The sequence below is a fragment of the Leifsonia sp. AK011 genome, assembly GCF_013410945.1.
In the GTDB taxonomy this organism is placed as follows: Bacteria; Actinomycetota; Actinomycetes; order Actinomycetales; family Microbacteriaceae; genus Rhodoglobus.
This window is the reverse complement of record NZ_JACCCH010000001.1, coordinates 2284054-2301126: the sequence shown is the minus strand read 5'-3', so window position 1 is coordinate 2301126 and position 17073 is coordinate 2284054. Positions and strand designations below refer to the sequence as shown.

Genomic DNA, 17073 nt, shown 5'->3' with positions numbered 1-17073 from the left:
AATGGGGTGGATGCCACGGGCGTTGACCCCGGCATGAGCATCCCCCTTTCCGTCCTCGACCTCGCCTCCGTCTACGAGGGGATGTCGCACGCCGAAGCGCTGCGCGACACGATCGCCACCGCGCAGGAGGCGGAGAAGCTCGGCTACCGCAGGATCTGGGTCGCGGAGCACCACGGGATGCCCGCCGTCGCGTCATCCGCCCCTGCGGTGCTCATCGGGGCGATCGCCGCCGCGACGTCCACGATCCGCGTCGGCTCCGGTGGAGTCATGCTGCCGAACCACTCGTCCCTCGTGATCGCCGAGCAGTTCGGCACGCTCGTCGCGCTCCACGGCGACCGCATCGACCTCGGGCTCGGACGTGCGCCTGGCACGGACGGTCTGACGGCGGCTGTTCTCCGCCGCGCGGCTCAGGAATCGGTCGACGACTTCCCCAACCAGGTGATCGAGCTCCTTGCATGGTTCGGCACGATCCCGCCGCTCGAGAACGGCATCGGCTCGCGCATCGTGGCCGTGCCGGGGCTCGGTGACTCGCCCGAGATGTGGCTTCTCGGTTCGAGTGACTTCAGCGCGCGCCTGGCGGGGATGATGGGCCTCCCGTTCGCCTTCGCCCATCACTTCGCGGGAGGTCCGAACACGCGTGTCGCCTTCGACATCTACCGGGAGAGCTTCACACCCTCCGTTGTTCTCACCGAGCCGCACTCGATGGTCGCGGTCTCCACTCTCGTTGCCGAGAACGCCGAAGAGGCGGAGCGTCTGGCTCTGCCGAACGGCCTGCTGTTCGTGCGGATGCGCAAGGGGGAGCGTCCCGGTCGCATCCCGAGTCTCGCCGAGGCCGAGGCGTATCCGTGGTCGGCCCAGGAACTCGAGTGGGTCAGGGAGCGCAACTCCCACCAGGCGATCGGGGATGTCACGCACGCGACGCAGCGCATCGCCGACCTCGCCGCGAGCACGGGCGCCGACGAGGTGATAGTCGCGCCGCAGGGACCGGACCTCGCGTCGAAGCTCGCCACCCTGCGTGCAATCGCCCCGTAGTTCCGCTACCCCTGCCCCTAGGCTCGGGGCATGAGCATCCCAGAGACACTCGCTACCGAACCGCACGCGCCGGACCGCACCCTCACCGGTGTCCGCCGCGCGGCAATCGTCTTCGTCATCGTGTCGCTCGCCCTTGCAGCCCTCCTGGGTATCGTCACGCTCCTCACGGGCGAGTTCGGCGAGGTCGAGTCGAAGATCCTGCTCACCACGCTGCTCACGGCGGCATTCGCGATCACGTCGCTGTGTCACCTTGCGGTGGTCGGCCGGGCATTGCGCGTCGTGGGTTTCGTCGGGATCGCGGCATCCGCCCTTGCGCTGGGGCTGGGGCTCGCGCTCATCTGGGTGAGCTGGGACACGTGGAACGGCACCTGGGACGTCATCCTGAAGTCCTTCGTGGTGCTCGCCATCGCATCCGCGAGCCTCGCGCAGGCCAACCTGTTGCTCCTCCTGGCCGCTCGCCGACAGCGGATCATCCGCACCGGCCTCATCGTCACGCTCGCGGCGGTCGCTCTGCTCGCAACACTCGTCTCGCTGTCGATCCTCACCAATGGCGAGATCCCGGGCAACGACGGCGACTTCTACTGGCGATTCGTGGGCGTTGTGGCGATCGTCGACGTGCTCGGGACGATCGTGCTCCCGGTCCTTGGCAGGGTGTTCCGCGCGGGCACCACGGCGGTGACCGTGAGGCTCGAGGGGGATGCGGCGGCAGCAGTCCTCGAACTCGCCGCCGCCCGTGGAGTCACGCCCGCCGAGGCGATCGCGGCTGTGGTGACATCGCCACCGGCAACGGACTAGTCGAGCCCGCGCCGATCGAGCAGGGGCTGGATCTCGGCGTCCCGGCCACGGAAGTCACGGAATGCCTCGAGCGGATCCTTCGAGCCGCCGACGGCGAGCAGCCGATCCCGGAAACGCTGGCCGTTCTCGCGTGTGAGCCCGCCGTTGGCCCCGAACCACGCGACCGTGTCAGCGTCGAGCACCTCGCTCCAGATGTACGAGTAGTACCCGGCGTCGTAGCCGCCGGCGAAGGTATGCGCGAAGTAGGTGCTCGCGTAGCGAGTGGGAATCGCCGGGTTGTCGAGGCCCGCCGCAGCCAGGGCCGAGGCCTCGAATTCCGCTACGTCCGCCACCGAGGTGTCGGCCGTGATCGAATGCCAGGCCTGGTCGAGGAGTGCCGCGGCCAGGTACTCGCTCGTCGAGAAGCCCTGGTTGAACGAGGCGGCGGCCTGGATCTTGGCCACGAGCTCCGTAGGCATGGGCTCGCCCGTCTCGAAGTGCGCCGCGTAGTTCTCCAGGACCTCGGGCCAGAGCATCCACATCTCATTGACCTGGCTCGGGAACTCGACGAAGTCGCGGTAGGTGTTCGTCCCGGCGAACTTCGGGTAGGTGACACGGGCGAACAGGCCGTGGAGGGCATGCCCGAACTCGTGGAAGAACGTCTCGACCTCGTCATAGGTCAAAAGGGTGGGTTCGCCCGCCGCGGGCTTCGGCACGTTGAGCGTGTTCGTGACGATGACCGGATGCCCGAGCAGCGCCGATTGCGAGCTCAGGGAGTTCATCCACGCGCCGCCACGCTTCGAGTCGCGCGTGTAGAGGTCGAGCAGGAACAGCCCGACCGACGAGCCGTCCTCCTCGAGCACCTCGAAGACGCGAACATCGGGGTGATAGGCCACGAGGTCGGTGCGCTCGGAGAACGTGATCCCGTACAGCCGAGTCGCCGCGTAGAACACGCCGTCGCGCAGCACGCGCTCCGCCTCGAAGTACGGGCGCATCGCCACCTCGTCGACGTCGTACTTCTCCTGTCGCACCTTCTCGCTGTAGAAGGCCCAGTCGTGGGCCTCGATGGGATGCCCGGCCAGTGCTTCGAGGGCGGCCTGCTCCTCCCGCGCGTTCCTGGCGGCAGGGGTGGCGAGCCGGGCGAGCATCGCCGCCACCGTCGCCGGACTTTTCGCCGTCTCATCCGCGATGACCCACGCCGCGTGCGAGTCGAAGCCCAGGAGTCGAGCTCGCTCGGCGCGGAGCCTCGTGATCTCGAGCACGAGATCGCGGTTGTCCCACGTTCCACCGCGCGTGCCACGGGCGCGTGAGGCATCCATGATCCGGGCGCGCACCGCGCGATTCGTCAGGGCCGAGAGCGACGGATGCCCGGTCGGAAGAACGAGCGTGATGAGGTAGGCGTCCTCCAGTCCACGCTCGCGAGCTGCTTCTGCCGCTGCGGAGATCTCGCCGGGTCCGAGGCCGTCGAGCTCGGCGACATCCGTGATGACGACAGCGAGGTCGTTCGTGTCGGCCAGAAGGTTCTTCTCGAAGCGTGTCGTGAGGGTGGAGAGGCGCTGGTTGTAGTCGCGCAACTGCTGCTTCTGGGGGTCATCGAGACCGGCGCCGGCGATCGAGAACTCCATGAAGTACCGCTCGACGAGATAGCGCGACTCCGCGTCGAGTCCCAGGTCGTCAAGCTGGTTGTGGAGGCTCTCGATACGCGCGAAGAGGGCGGCATCCAAGCGGATGGCGTCGGAGTGCGCCGCCAGAAGGGGTGCGATCTGCTCCTCCAGATCGTTGAGGAAGTCCGTCGAGTCGGCCGAGGTGAGCGTGAAGAAGACCGTCGCTACGCGCTCGAGGAGCTGTCCGCTCCGCTCGAGCGGCAGCATCGTGTTCTCGAAGGTTGGCTGCTCGGTTTGGCCCGTGATCGCGGAGATCTCCTCCAGTTGCTCAGCCATACCGCGTTCGAATGCCGGCAGGTAGTGCTCATCACGGATGTCCGCGAACGGAGGCAGGGTGAAGGGGAGTGGGCTGGGCGCGAAGAACGGGTTGGACATCCCACCAGCGTATGGGTGGTGCGCCGACACAGGATCGCCGTCATCACGAAACACGTTCGTGACCCACGAACGGGGCACAGGGGTCTACAGTCTGAGTACCCGAGCATCTGTGCCGCACAACAGCAAGGATCCACATGACGGACTGCGTTCTGCCCAACACTGGAGTCGACTTCCTCCCCCTGGCCCTGGGGCTCACGGCCCTCGGGCTCGGTCTGCTGGTCGCGGGGATCCTGCTCTGGCGCCAACGCCGCCGGGGCCTCCTGCTGCTCATCCTTCCTCTCGCGCTCGTCGTGTCCCTCGGTGTGGCCCCCGCGCAGCCCGCGTCCGCGGTTGACTGCCCGCCCGGAACGATCCCGGCTGTCGAGTTCACGCCAGGCGCCGCCGGAATCGGGGACGACTACTACCCGCTCGACGGCAACGGTGGCTACGACGTGCAGGACTACGACCTCCAGCTCGCCTATGACCCGGAGTCCCGCGTGCTGTCGGGCACTGCTGTCATCACGGCCGTTGCGACCCAGAACCTCTCGCGCTTCAACCTCGACTTCGACACCCGGGACACCGACCTGTCCGACGCGATCGTCGTCTCCGACGTCGTGGTCAACAACTCGCCGGCCACTTGGACCCTTGAGACGACGCAGATCAGCATCGAGACCGGCCAGCCGCAGCTTCCGGACAGCGTGGATGGCGACGCCACCCCGCCGCGCACGGAGCTCGTCGTGACGCCGGCCGCTGGCATCCCGACCGGCAGCACCATCACCACCGAGGTGGCCTACAGCGGCATCCCCATCCCGCTCGACGACGTGTTCGGCCCCGGCGGCGTGCTGCCGACGGGCGACGGGGCAGTCATCATCGGTGAGCCGCGCGTTGCAGCAACGTGGTTCCCGTCGAACGATCATCCGCTCGACAAGGCGACGTTCACGATCGAGATGACCGTTCCGGAGGGGACGGAGTCGATCGCCAACGGTCGCCTGGAGTCGGAGACGACCAGCGGTGGCGTCACGACGCGAGTCTGGGTGATGGACGAGCCGATGGCGACCTACCTCGCGACGGCAACCACCGGCGAGTACGACGAGACGGTGACCACAGCACCCGACGGCATCACCTACTACAACGCGATCGATCCTGACCTGTTCTCGGTCGAGGCCGACGGTGGCGGAGCTTTCGTGGGGGATGTCGCCACCGACGTCTTCGACAGTGAGCCCGAGGTCATCGCGTTCCTCGAGGACTTCTTCGGCCCCTATCCGTTCTCGGAGGCCGGTGGCATCGCGGTGGGCGAGATCGCGCCAGGCGAGGACCTTCCGTACGCCCTCGAGAACCAGACGAGGCCCATCTACCCGGCTTGGGCGTTCCCGGCGGACGCAGACCCCGCCACGGTCGTTCACGAGTTGGCGCACCAGTGGTACGGCGACAGCGTGACGTTGAGCCGCTGGGGTGACATGTGGCTCAACGAGGGCTTCGCGACGTACGCGGAGTGGCTCTGGGCTGAGGACGACGGCGGGCTCACCGCCCAGCAGCAGTTCGACGCGTACTACATCAACCCGCCAGGCAACAACGCGGCATTCTGGGCGGCGACGCCCGGCGAGCCCGGTCCTGCCGGTCTCTTCGACACTCCCGTGTACTACCGCAGCGCCATGGCACTGCAGGCGCTGCGCATGGAGGTGGGTGACCCGACGTTCTTCGCGATCATCGAGGGGTGGGCTACCGAGAACGCCGGTGGAAACGTGACGACGCAGCAGTTCGTCGACTACGCCTCGTCGGTCGCGGACCAGGACCTCTCGGGACTGTTCGATGCCTGGTTGTTCACCCCGGAGCAGCCGGCGCTCTGAGCACGCGGAGGAGTCCTATCCTCGGAACATGAGCGAGCGATACACCCACGGCCACCACGAGAGCGTTCTGAAGTCACACACGTGGCGAACGATCGAGAACTCGGCGGCGTATCTTGCGCCACTGCTGACCGCGGGGCGATCACTGCTCGACCTCGGCTGCGGCCCGGGCACGATCACGGTCGAGTTCGCGGACCGGCTCGCGCCGGGTCGCGTGGTGGGGTTGGATGCGGCATCCGAGGTCATCGCGCGTGCGTCATCCGAGTTCCAGCGTGACAACCTGGAGTTCATTGTGGGGGACGCGTACGAGCTGCCGTTCGATGACGACACGTTCGACATCGTCCACGCCCACCAGACACTGCAGCACGTGGCTGACCCGGTCGCCGTGCTGCGCGAGATGCGGCGCGTGGCGAAGCCGGGTGGGATCATCGCCGCACGGGACGTCGACTACGCGGGAACGTTCTGGTACCCGCAGTTGCCCGGGCTCGACGCGTGGCTCGGCCTCTACGAGCGCGTGCATCGCTCCAACGGGGGCGAACCCGATGCCGGACGGCGCCTGAAGGCGTGGGCGCGCGAGGCCGACCTTGACGAAGCCGAGACGACGGCATCCGTCTGGAACTTCGCCAACGCCACCGACCGTGAGTGGTGGGGCAGCATGTGGGAGGCGCGCGTTCTACAGTCGGCGTTCGCAGCCGACGCCCTCGGCAAGGGGTACGCGACGCAACAGGACCTCGAGGCCATCAGCCACGCCTGGCGCGAGTGGGCCGACCACGAGGACGGCTGGCTCGCCATGCCCCACGGTGAGCTCCTCGCGCGGGCCTGAGCGGTCTACTCCGCGGGTTCCTCCACCGAGATCGCACCCGTGTGATCCACCCGGACCACGGTGCCGTCGTCGAGTTCGGCGACCGGTCGACCCTCGAGCCACGTGAGCGTCCAGCGCCAGCCGGTCGTGTCGATGCCCGCGAGCTCGGCCTCGACGCCGGCGATCGCCGCGACGACATCCTCAGTGAGGCGCGACGGCGGCTGCTCGCCCACAGTCCATCTCGTGCCGAGCTGCATCAGAGCTTCACCTCGTACGTGACCCAGGTCGTCTTCGTGGCGACCCTGTCGTAGACCCGCTGGGCGCGCTCGTTGTCGGCTGCCGTGATCCACCGGAGGGTACCGGCCGGGCCGGTCTCGCGGGCGAGGTCGGCGATGTGCTCGATGAGCGCCGTCGCGTGGCCAGCGCCGCGGGCATCCGGATGCACGTACAGGTCGTCGAGGAACCAGTCACGCCCGCCGCTGAAGGTGTCGGGGTGAGAGCGGTAGTGGGCGAAGCCGACAACCGTGCCCTCGTCGTTCTCGGCCACGACAGCATCGATGCCGGAACCCGCGGTGAGCAGCACGAGCCAGACCTTCTCGAGCACCTCTTCGCTGAAGTCGGTCTCGTAGAACACGCCGTAGCTGCGGAACAGCTCTGACCAGGCCTCCCGGTCGTCGCCAAGGATGGGGCGGATCATTCGGGGGCCTCCGCAAGAACGATGTCGGTCACGAGGATCTCATCCGACTCCACGAAGGTCACGCCGGCGATTCGGCCCACGGCCTTGAGGTCGGCGAGTCCGTCCTCGAGCTGGGCTGGGCCGGTGATCGTGGCGGACAGCACCTCGGTCTTCTGGGAGGCCTTCGCATCCGTCTTCGCGCGACGGATGCTGATGAGTGCCTCGCTCACGACGGTCAGGAGTCCGTCGGGGTCGGCCGGCGAGCCGAGGTCGGCCACGGTCGGCCACGCCGACGTGTGGACCGAATCCTCGTGGGTCCAGCTCCAGACCTCCTCGGTGGCGAAGGGCAGGTACGGCGCGAGCAGCCGCAGGAACACGTCGATCGCCGTGCGGAGGGCGGCCACGGCGGATGCCTGGCCCTCGCCGGTTCCGTAGGCGCGCTCCTTCACGAGCTCGAGGTAGTCGTCGCAGAAAGTCCAGAAGAACTGCTCGGTCGTCTCGAGTGCTCGCGCGTGGTCGAAGTTCTCGAGCGACTCCGTGGCCACTCGCACCACGGACGCGAGCTCGGCGAGCATGTCCCTGTCGAGGGGCTGGGTCACGGCATCCAGTGACACGTCGCCTGTCGCGGGGAACCCGTAGACGAACTTCGCGGCGTTGAGCACCTTGATCGCGAGCCTGCGACCGATCTTGATCTGCTTCGGGTTCTGCGGGTCGAAGGCGGCATCGGTGCCGAGGCGAGAGGATGCCGCCCAGTAGCGCACTGCGTCGGAGCCGTGGTCGTCCAGCATCCCCTTGGGGGTGACGACGTTGCCCTTGGACTTGGACATCTTCTTGCGGTCGGGGTCGACGATGAAACCGGAGATGCCGGCGTTCTTCCACGGGATCGTGCCGTTCTCGAGCTCGGCGCGCAGGACGGTCGAGAAGAGCCAGGTGCGGATGATGTCCTGCCCCTGGCTGCGCAGGGCGTACGGGAAGACGAGATCGAACAGCTCGGGGTCGGTGACCCACCCGCCGGCGATCTGCGGCGTGAGGGATGAGGTGGCCCAGGTGTCCATGATGTCGACCTCGCCGACGAAGGTCTTGCCACGGTCCGTCTCGGAGTAGCCGGGTGGTACGTCACTCGACGGGTCGACGGGCAGGGACTCCTCGGTGGGCACGATGACTGCGCCCTTCTCGCCGTCGGCGTCGAGCTCGTACCAGACAGGGATGGGAACTCCGAAGAATCGCTGGCGCGAAATGAGCCAGTCACCCGTGAGGCCACCGACCCAGTTCTCGTAGCGCACGCGCATGTGATCGGGGGTGAAGGAGATCTCCCTGCCGGCGGCCACGAGCTTCTCGCGAAGCGACTCGTCGCGTGCGCCGTTGGTGATGTACCACTGGCGGGTCGAGATGATCTCGAGGGGCTTGTCGCCCTTCTCGAAGAACTTCACGGCGTGACTGATGGGCTTCGGGTCGCCGATCAGCTCGCCGGATTCGCGAAGAAGCTCAACCGTGCGGGCCTTGGCGCTGAAGACCGTCTTGCCCGCCAGTTCCGCGTAGGTCGCCTTCGCGGCATCCGTCTCGATGGCGGCTGGCGGCTCGGCGATGATGCGGCCGTCGGCCCCGATGATCGTGCGGTTCGGGAGGTCGAGCTCGCGCCACCAGACGACGTCGGTCACGTCGCCGAAGGTGCAGATCATGGCGATGCCGGAACCCTTGTCCTGCTGGGCGAGGTGGTGGGCCACCACGGGGACCTCGACTCCGAAGAGCGGGGTGGTCACCGTCGTGCCGAAGAAGGGCTTGTAGCGCTCGTCATCGGGATGCGCGACGAGGGCGACGCAGGCCGCGAGCAGCTCGGGCCGGGTCGTCTCGATGTGGATGTCACCGTCACCGTCCGTGCGGTGGAATGCGACCCGGTGGTACGCGGCGGGCTGCTCCTTGTCCTCGAGCTCGGCCTGTGCGACGGCCGTGCGGAACGTGATGTCCCACAGCGTGGGGGCGTCGGCCTGGTAGGCCTCGCCGCGGGCGAGGTTGCGGAGGAAGGCGCGCTGGGCCGCCGCCTGCGCGTGATCGCCGATCGTGCGGTAGGTCAGCGACCAGTCGACGGAGAGGCCGAGCTGGCGCCAGAGGTCCTCGAACTGCTTCTCGTCTTCGGCGGTGAGCTCCTCGCACAGCTCGATGAAGTTGCGGCGCGAGATCGGAATCTGGTCCGCTGCCTTGCCGCTCGAGCCCTCGCCACCCTGAAGTGGGGGAGTGAAGTCGGGGTCGTAGGGCAGCGACGGGTCGCAGCGCACGCCGTAGTAGTTCTGCACGCGACGCTCGGTGGGCAGGCCGTTGTCGTCCCACCCCATGGGGTAGAAGATCGCCTTGCCTCGCATGCGCTGGAAGCGCGTGACGAGGTCCATGTGGGTGTAGCTGAACACGTGGCCGATATGCAGGCTGCCCGAGGCCGTCGGCGGGGGAGTGTCAACGGAGAAGACCGACCCCTTGCCGCGCGCGATGGCGTCGGCACGATCGAACCGGTAGGTGCCCTGGGACTCCCAGGCGGGACCCCACTTGTCTTCGAGGCCCTCGAGTGCCGGCTTCTCGGGGATGCTGGCTGGCGTGGAATCAGGCATGGGTGCTCCGGTTCGATATATGCGGCACCGTGTCTGTTCGCGCCCGGTCGGACCGCGATGGTGCCTGAGTGTGAGGATGCACGCGCACGCGCACCACTGATTGCCCACCGATTCTACGCGGCGGAGCGAGGGCGGTGCTCGCGGGGACTAGCCCGTGTAGCCCGTATTGGTCACCGTGATCGACTGGGACACCTTCTGGCCGTCGCCGACGACCGTGATCGTGTAGACGTGGCTCGCCGCCGGGCAGGTGTAGAGGAACGGGTCGTATCCGGCGGGGAAGTCTGACGCGTCGCCGCTCGGCGGGAGGTTGCTGAAGAACGGTTGCGCCGAGGCATCCGTCGTGTCGATACCGAAGTAGACGGTGTCGACACGCGAACTCGACCAACTGATGTCGATCGACGGGTCCTGGGTGCCGGGCTCCGCGCACTGCACGCTCGTCGTTCCCGTCGAGAAGCTGTTGATCGTCGGCCCTGCGGGAGGCGGGGGCGTCGGCTGCGTGGGCGAGGGGGTCGGGGTGGGGGAGGCAGTCGGAGAGGGGGTGGGCGTCGGAGTCGGGGTTGGTGTCGGTGTTGGTGTGGCAGTCCGCGACGCTGTGGGGGTCGGAGTGGGTGCAGGGGGCGGACTGCCTCCTCCGCTCAGGAGGAGGATCAGAATGATGATGATGGCGAGGAGGAGCGCACCGCCCACTGAGGCCAGGATGATGATGAGGCGCTTGGACTTGGCCGCGGACTCCTCAGCCTCGCTGGGCGCGGCTGGCTCCGCGCCGGCCTCGGGCTGCTGGGAGAGGATCTCAGTCGGGGCGTCCTCCCCGGCTGCATCGAATCGTTGGGTCGGTGTGTCGTCGCTCACGTCTGGCCCCGCTCTCCCCGGTGCCCGCGCACCACGAGCAGAATCCTAGGGGTGAAGGGCGCTCAGAACAACGAGGATCATGGCACCACGAGGGGAGCCTCGGTGATAGTCACCGTGGAGCTCGCGGTCGTGCCATCCGCGGCCTGTACGGTCACCGTGTAGATCTGCGAGCCCGACGGCTGGCCACACTGGTAGTCGAGGTCGAGAGTGTGGCTGAGCGGATACTCGCCGTAGGGCTGCTGCTGCGCATCCTCGGTTCCCACACCGAGCCACAGACGCTCCCCGGTCGCTTCCCATTGCAGCGAGATGGGCACCGCGACGTCCCCGCTGCAGTCCACCTCGTCGTCCCACGCGAAGAAGTTCACGATCGAGGCTGCGGGTGGGGTGGATGGCACCTCCGATTCGTCATCGTCAGGTGCGGGCGTCAGCGTGGGGGTAGGGGTCGGAATGGGCGTTCCTTCGCTCGTGCTGGTCGATGTCGGGCTGGCCGTGGGCGCGGGTGCGGCGGCTGGCCTGCCGAGAAGCACCGCGAGCGTGATGATGATCGCGAGAAGCGCGACGCCGCCGGCGATGGCCACAACGAGGATGAGCCGCCTCCGCGACGGGTCGGGTCCCTGATCTGCTCCGGGCTCGCTGGCGGCGGCAGGCAGGATCTCCGTCCGCGACTCGTCGGCCGGTTCGTACGGTCGTGTCGGGGTGTCGTCGCTCATGGTCTTCCACCCTACGTTGGCGTGAAGGGCGAAGCCTCAGAGCGAGCGGAATCCCTCGATGACCGGTGCCAGCGCCGACTCGAGGTAGGGCCTCAACGCCCCGCGGGTCGTCCCGGCCGAGGCCCAAGCTTGGGCGGCCGCGACGCAGGCGCCGATGGTCGCGTACGCCGCGGTCCTCGCAAGCAGGGGCGAACGCGGGTCGGGAAAGCTCGGTGTGAGGAAGTCGGTGAGAAGACGAACGTGGCTGCTGAGTCGTGACATCGCTGCGGCCTGCAGCTCCTGGGTGTCCCCGATCATCGGGAACTGGGTCAGTGCCCACGGCACGCGCTCGGGCCCGAGGTCCTCCGCGATGGTGAGCAGGGCATCCCGAACGGCCTCGATGGCGGGGAGGTCGCCCGGTGCCGAGTGCAGTGCGCCTCGAAGGTGCTCCAGCGTGGAGTCGAGGTCGATCCAGAACACGTCGCTCTTGCCCGCGAAGTAGTTGAAGAAGGTGTTGCGACTGACGCCGGCACGGTTGGCGATCTGTCCGACGGTGGTTCCCGAATACCCGTTCTCGAGGAAGAGCTCGAAGGCGGCCTCCTGGAGCATCTCCCGCGACGACGACTGGGGTCGACCCCGAGTCGTCGTGTCGGCGGGAGTCATGGGGCGCGTCGTTTCTGTCACAGTTCGTCGCGATGGGTGTCGGCGGGCTCACCCTCGCAGTATTTATTGGACTGAGTCTATATATTAGAGGTATCCCTTGCCGAACTCACGAGGTTCGCGCCCGACCAGAAATGAACACCGATGCCCCGTAGGTCCCGATTCGTCCTCGGCGCCATTGCCGCAGCAGCATCCCTTGCACTCCTCTCAGGATGCGCCACTCCCGGCAACGACGACACCCAAGCCCTCACCTTCGCCATTGAGGGCGCGAACCTCAGTGCGGGTCACATGGACCCGCACTCCAGCCAACTCGACGTGAGCGCTCTCGTGCAGCGCAACGTGCTCGACTCCCTCGTCGCCCAGGACTCGGACGGATCCTTCGTGCCGTGGCTCGCCACGGACTGGGAGATCTCCGACGACCAGCTCGAGTACACGTTCCATCTCCGCGACGACGTCACCTTCCACGACGGAACACCATTCAACGCGGATGCGGTCGTCGCGAACTTCGATCACATCACCGACCCCGCCACCGCCTCGGCGCAGGCCGCGAGCATGATCGGCTACGCCGAGGACGGCGGCTCCTACGTCGGTACAGAGGCTGTTGACGAGTACACGGTTCGCGTAACCTTCTCCAAGCCCTACGCACCCTTCCTCTCCGCGGTCAGCACGTCGCTCCTCGGCTTCTGGTCTCCGAAGGTGCTCGAGGAGAAGGCGGACGAGTTGAAGACCGGTGGCCCCGACATCTCGGTCGGCACCGGCCCGTTCATCCTCAGTGAGTACGTGCCCGACCAGGAGATCGTCTACACCGCCAACCCCGACTACAACTGGGGACCGGCGAACGTCGACCACACCGGCCCGAGCGACATCGACACGCTGACCGTGCGCATTCTTCCCGAGACGTCAGTGCGCACCGGCGCGCTCACGAGCGGCGAGGTGGATGTCGCGGGCAACATCACCCCGAGCACCGTCGAGCAGATCGGCGATGGCTTCACGGTCCAGTCGGTCGAGCTGCCGGGCATTCCGTACTCGCTCTACCTCAACGAGACCTACGGCGTCTTCGCGGACGAGCGTGTTCGCGAGGCCTTCTCGATCGGTTTCGATGCGGAGTCCGCCGTCGACAGCATCTTCTTCGGCCAGTACCCGCGCGCATGGAGCATCCTCGGGCCGACGACGCCGAACTCGTACGACGCCTCGCTCGAGGGCACCTGGCCCTACGACCCGGACAAGGCGGGGCAGCTACTCGACGAGGCTGGATGGACCGGGCGCGACGCCGACGGCTACCGCACGAAGGACGGCAAGCGCCTGAGCGTGCGCTGGATCGCCTGGACTCCCATCCCGGACGACCGCGCCGCGCTCGCCGACCTTATCCAGTCCGACCTGCGCGACATCGGCTTCGAGGTCGTACGGGAGGCGCTCGAGCCTGCCGCCTACAACGAGCAGTACGGGCCGAAGACCTTCGACCTGACGGACTGGGGCTTCTCCGGCGTGGACGCCGACGCCCTGCGCAGCCACCTCCACACGGATGGCTTCCAGAACGCCTCGCAGGTGAGCGACCCCGAACTCGATGGTCTGCTGGAGTCGGCGGTTGCCACGAGCGACCCGGTGGCCCGCACCGCGATCTACACCGACGTGCAGCAGTGGAACGCCGAGCACGTCGCCATCGTCCCGCTGTATGTGCCCTCGCTCATCACCGCGTACAGCAACGACGTCGAGAACCTCACGTTCGACCTCTACGGCCGTCCGTTGTTCTACGGCGCTAGCGTGAGGTAGTGACCTCGTCTGAGCCGCCCCGCCGCCCCGCGAGCCTTCGCGTGGCGGCGGGGGTGCTTCGGGCCATCGGCGGCGTGCTCGTCGTCGTCTGGGGTGCTGCGACCGCTGGCTTCCTCGCGCTCAAGGCCATTCCGGGGGATCCCGTGGACGTCATGCTCGGTGTGCAGGCCCAGGTCAGCGAATCGGTCAAAGAGCAGATCCGTCTCGACTGGGGGCTCGGCGAACCGCCCCTCGTGCAGTACCTGAGCTACCTCGGCAGGCTCGCCACGGGCGACTTCGGACAGTCCTACCAGCTCCGCCAGCCCGTCCTCGAGGTTCTCGGGTCCCAGTTGGGCCCGACGCTCGCGCTCGCCGGGACTGCCATGGTCCTCGCCCTCGTGATCGCCCTGACGGGGGCGTTGCTGGTGCAGGGCCGATGGGGCAGGGGGGTGGCATCCGTTCTCGAACTCATCGTGGTGTCGTCGCCGACGTTCTGGATCGGACTCGTGCTCATCACGGTGTTCTCCTTCCGTCTCGGATGGTTCCCTGTCGCCTCGACAGAGGGACTGCCCGCGCTCGTGCTCCCCGCGGTCACTCTTGCGCTACCGCTCGCGGGGATCATCAGCCAGGTTCTGAGGCAGGGGCTGGATGCCGCGACCACCCAGCCGTTCGTCGTGACGGCCCGCTCGCGTGGCGTCGGCCACACCCGCCTCGTACTCCGTCACACCCTCCGTCACGCGTCAGCGGACGGAATCACCCTCACGGCCTACCTTCTGGGATCCGTGCTGGGAGGGGTGGTGCTCGTCGAGACAGTGTTCGGTCGAGCGGGCCTCGGCCGGGTGACGCTGCGTGCCATCACCGACCGTGACCTCCCGGTGGTGCTGGGCATCATCGTGCTCTCGGCCGCCACGTTCGCCGTGATCAACCTGCTCGTGGACGCGAGTTACCGGCTGGTCGATCCGCGCCAGAGGCAGGGCGGGGGTGTGCGATGAGCCTGGTCCTCAGCAGGCGCGTGCTCTCCCGGTCCACGCCCGTGGCGCCGGCGGTGGTCGCGGCATCCCTCGTGCTCGCGATTCTCGTGGTGGCTGCCGCGTTCCCCGGGGTGTTCACGCCCCTCGACCCGCTCAAGGCGGACGCCGCGGCATCCCTTATCCCGCCGAGCGCGGCGCACCCCTTCGGCACCGACCAGTCGGGGCGGGACGTGTTCGCTCGAGTCGTCTACGGCGCGCGCTACTCGCTCATCGTGGGTGTGGGCGCGAGCGCCGTCGCCCTCCTCTCCGGTCTCGTGGTCGGCGTGACGGCGGGTCTTGCGCCCAAGGGTGTCGACGGTGTCATTGCGAAGGTGATCGCCATCGCGATGTCGTTCCCGGAGTTCCTTCTCGCACTCATCGTCATCGCGATCATCGGTCCCGGACAGGGAAGCCTGCTCGTGGCCCTCGCCATCGCCGCGGCACCCGCCTATGCACGAGTCGCGCGCTCGCAGACCCTCGTGGTGCGCAACTCCGGCTATGTTCGTGCCGCGCGCACCCTGGGGGTGGCCCCCGCCGTCACGATCGTCCGCCATGTCGTGCCCAACACGCTCGGGCCCCTGCTGGTCATGGCGACGATCGGGGTCGGCACCTCGATCGTCGCCGCGGCTGGACTGAGTTTCCTCGGCCTGGGACCAGCGGCGCCGGCTCCCGAGTGGGGAGTGATCCTCGCCGACGGTCGCAACTTCCTCGATCGGGCGTGGTGGATCGCGCTGTTCCCGGGGATCGTCATCACTGTCACGGTCATCAGCGTGAGCGTGGTCGGCCGCTTCCTTCAGTCGCGAGGCGCGGGGGATGCCCGGTGAGCGCACTGGCCGTGTCCAATCTCACCGTCTCGATCGGTGGCGCCGTCGTCGTGGACGGAGTCTCCCTCGACGTGGCGCCCGGGGAGTGCCTTGCCATCGTGGGAGAGTCGGGGTCGGGCAAGACGATGACCGCCAACTCCCTGCTCGGCCTGCAGCCGCCCGGCGCAATCGTCACCGCCGACGAGCTCGTGGTTGGGGACGTGGACGCGCGAGCCTTCTCCGAGCGGCAGTGGCGCGACATCCGCGGGCGACGTGTCGGCCTCGTCAGCCAGGATGCACTCGTCGCCCTCGACCCGCTGCGACGGGTGGGGCGTGAGGTCGCCGAGCCGATCGAGGTCCACGAGCACACATCGCGTCACGACATCGGCGACCGGGTGCTCCAGCTCTTGCACGACGTTGCCGTGCCGCAGCCCGAGATCCGTGCCCGCCAGTACCCGCACGAGCTCTCCGGCGGGCTTCGCCAGCGCGCGTTGATCGCCTCGGCGCTCGCCGCCGGGCCCCGTGTGCTCATCGCGGACGAACCCACCACGGCCCTCGATGCGACAGTGCAGCGGCAGATCCTCGACCTGCTCGCCGAGCTGCGCGACTCCGGCATCGCCATCCTGCTCATCAGTCACGACCTCCGGGCCGTCGCGAGGCTCGCCGACCGAGTGGCTGTGATGCAGGCGGGCCGCATCGTGGAGACCGGTCCAACGCGACGGGTGATGGATGCACCGGAGCACCCTTACACGCAGGTGCTCCTCGCCGCGGCCCCGACCGAGCGCGTACCGTCCCGGCTCGACGGCCCGATGGCACTCGAGGCACAGGGCGTCTCGGTCGCCTACCGTCGCCCCGATGGCGGGGTCACCCGGGCCCTGGACGACGTGAGCCTGGCGGTGCGCTCGGGACGCACCCTCGGCATCGTGGGGGAGTCAGGTTCGGGAAAGAGCACCCTCGCACGCGTGCTCCTGGGCGCCGAGCAGCCGGATGCCGGAGAGGTACTGCTCGACGGGAGGCCCTGGTCTGCGCTCACTGAACGCGAGCGCAGACCCCTGCGCGCGAGCATCCAGCTCATCGACCAGGATTCGTACGCCTCCTTCGACCCGCGGTACACGGTCGCCAGGATCATCGGCGAAGCTGTCGCGCTCGCCGATGACGACAGGGGAGCACGGGATGCCCGCGTGCGTGAACTCCTCGACCAGGTGGGGCTCACACCCGAGCTGCTCGGCCGCCGCGCACGGCAGCTCTCGGGCGGCCAGCGTCAGCGCGTGGCGATCGCCCGAGCCATCGCGCGCCGTCCGAGGATTCTCGTGTGCGACGAACCCGTGTCGGCTCTCGACGCCTCGATCCAGGCGCAGGTGCTCGCACTCCTCGAGGGTCTCCAGCGTGATCTGGGCCTCACACTGGTCTTCATCTCCCACGATCTCGCGGTGATTCGGCAGATGAGCGACGAGATCGCCGTGATGTGGGAGGGCCGAGTGGTGGAGTCGGGGGAGGCATCCGAGGTGCTCGCGAGGCCGCGGCATCCCTTCACCCGGGCCTTGCTGGACGTGTAGATCGGGTGCTAGTT

15 protein-coding genes are annotated in these 17073 nt (G+C 67.9%); 8 read left to right on the top strand and 7 right to left on the bottom strand.

From position 1 onward, the window contains the following. The first annotated feature begins 6 nt into the window (after positions 1-6). Entirely contained in the window at positions 7-1032 is a 1026-nt protein-coding gene (locus tag HDC94_RS11165; RefSeq protein WP_218870559.1) for an LLM class flavin-dependent oxidoreductase, read from the top strand. Positions 1033-1062: 30 nt separating this feature from the next. After that, positions 1063-1827 carry a hypothetical protein gene (locus HDC94_RS11160; RefSeq protein WP_179497564.1) on the top strand — a complete coding sequence of 255 codons (765 nt, stop codon included), beginning with the start codon at positions 1063-1065 and terminating at the stop codon, positions 1825-1827. Here HDC94_RS11160 and HDC94_RS11155 read toward each other — a convergent pair. Then, complete coding sequence (locus tag HDC94_RS11155; protein WP_179497562.1) at positions 1824-3845, bottom strand: M3 family metallopeptidase; 2022 nt, start codon at positions 3843-3845, stop codon at positions 1824-1826. The two genes, HDC94_RS11160 and HDC94_RS11155, sit on opposite strands and share 4 nt — an antisense overlap. 134 nt (positions 3846-3979) lie before the next feature. Between HDC94_RS11155 and HDC94_RS11150 the strand changes: the two genes are divergently transcribed. After that, entirely contained in the window at positions 3980-5671 is a 1692-nt protein-coding gene (locus HDC94_RS11150; protein ID WP_179497560.1) for a M1 family metallopeptidase, read from the top strand. A 28-nt stretch (positions 5672-5699) separates the two neighbouring features. Continuing rightward, positions 5700-6491, top strand: a complete 792-nt coding sequence (locus HDC94_RS11145; RefSeq protein ID WP_179497558.1) for a class I SAM-dependent methyltransferase — start codon at positions 5700-5702, stop codon at positions 6489-6491. Between the two features lie 5 nt (positions 6492-6496). On the opposite strand, the gene HDC94_RS11140 is transcribed toward HDC94_RS11145, so the two are convergent. The 6 genes from HDC94_RS11140 to HDC94_RS11115 form a co-directional block, all read right to left on the bottom strand. Further along, positions 6497-6727, bottom strand: a complete 231-nt coding sequence (locus HDC94_RS11140; protein WP_179497556.1) for a hypothetical protein — start codon at positions 6725-6727, stop codon at positions 6497-6499. Then, positions 6727-7167 (bottom strand): GNAT family N-acetyltransferase, encoded by a 441-nt coding sequence (locus tag HDC94_RS11135; RefSeq protein ID WP_179497554.1) that lies wholly within the window; start codon positions 7165-7167, stop codon positions 6727-6729. The genes HDC94_RS11140 and HDC94_RS11135 overlap by 1 nt, the downstream gene beginning before the upstream one ends. Continuing rightward, entirely contained in the window at positions 7164-9743 is a 2580-nt protein-coding gene (gene valS, locus HDC94_RS11130) for a valine--tRNA ligase (RefSeq protein WP_179497552.1), read from the bottom strand. The genes HDC94_RS11135 and valS overlap by 4 nt, the downstream gene beginning before the upstream one ends. Before the next feature lie 147 nt (positions 9744-9890). Next, positions 9891-10592, bottom strand: coding sequence for a hypothetical protein (locus HDC94_RS11125; RefSeq protein ID WP_179497550.1), 702 nt, complete (start codon positions 10590-10592; stop codon positions 9891-9893). Between the two features lie 77 nt (positions 10593-10669). Further along, positions 10670-11302, bottom strand: coding sequence for a hypothetical protein (locus HDC94_RS11120; RefSeq protein ID WP_179497548.1), 633 nt, complete (start codon positions 11300-11302; stop codon positions 10670-10672). A gap of 36 nt (positions 11303-11338) precedes the next feature. Then, positions 11339-11944: a TetR/AcrR family transcriptional regulator gene (locus HDC94_RS11115; RefSeq protein WP_179497546.1), complete on the bottom strand. Its 606-nt coding sequence runs from the start codon at positions 11942-11944 to the stop codon at positions 11339-11341. 141 nt (positions 11945-12085) lie between these two features. Here HDC94_RS11115 and HDC94_RS11110 point away from each other — a divergent pair, with 141 nt between their 5' ends. The 4 genes from HDC94_RS11110 to HDC94_RS11095 are packed head-to-tail and all read left to right on the top strand — an operon-like array spanning position 12086 to position 17059. Beyond that, positions 12086-13711, top strand: a complete 1626-nt coding sequence (locus tag HDC94_RS11110) for an ABC transporter substrate-binding protein (protein ID WP_179497544.1) — start codon at positions 12086-12088, stop codon at positions 13709-13711. Then, positions 13711-14682 (top strand): ABC transporter permease, encoded by a 972-nt coding sequence (locus HDC94_RS11105; RefSeq protein WP_308495706.1) that lies wholly within the window; start codon positions 13711-13713, stop codon positions 14680-14682. Before HDC94_RS11110 ends, HDC94_RS11105 begins: the two co-directional genes overlap by 1 nt. Continuing rightward, entirely contained in the window at positions 14679-15524 is an 846-nt protein-coding gene (locus HDC94_RS11100) for an ABC transporter permease (RefSeq protein WP_179497542.1), read from the top strand. The genes HDC94_RS11105 and HDC94_RS11100 overlap by 4 nt, the downstream gene beginning before the upstream one ends. Beyond that, the gene (locus HDC94_RS11095) at positions 15521-17059 is read left to right on the top strand and encodes an ABC transporter ATP-binding protein (RefSeq protein ID WP_179497540.1); all 1539 of its coding nucleotides are present in this window, start codon (positions 15521-15523) and stop codon (positions 17057-17059) included. The genes HDC94_RS11100 and HDC94_RS11095 overlap by 4 nt, the downstream gene beginning before the upstream one ends. Positions 17060-17073 lie beyond the last annotated feature (14 nt).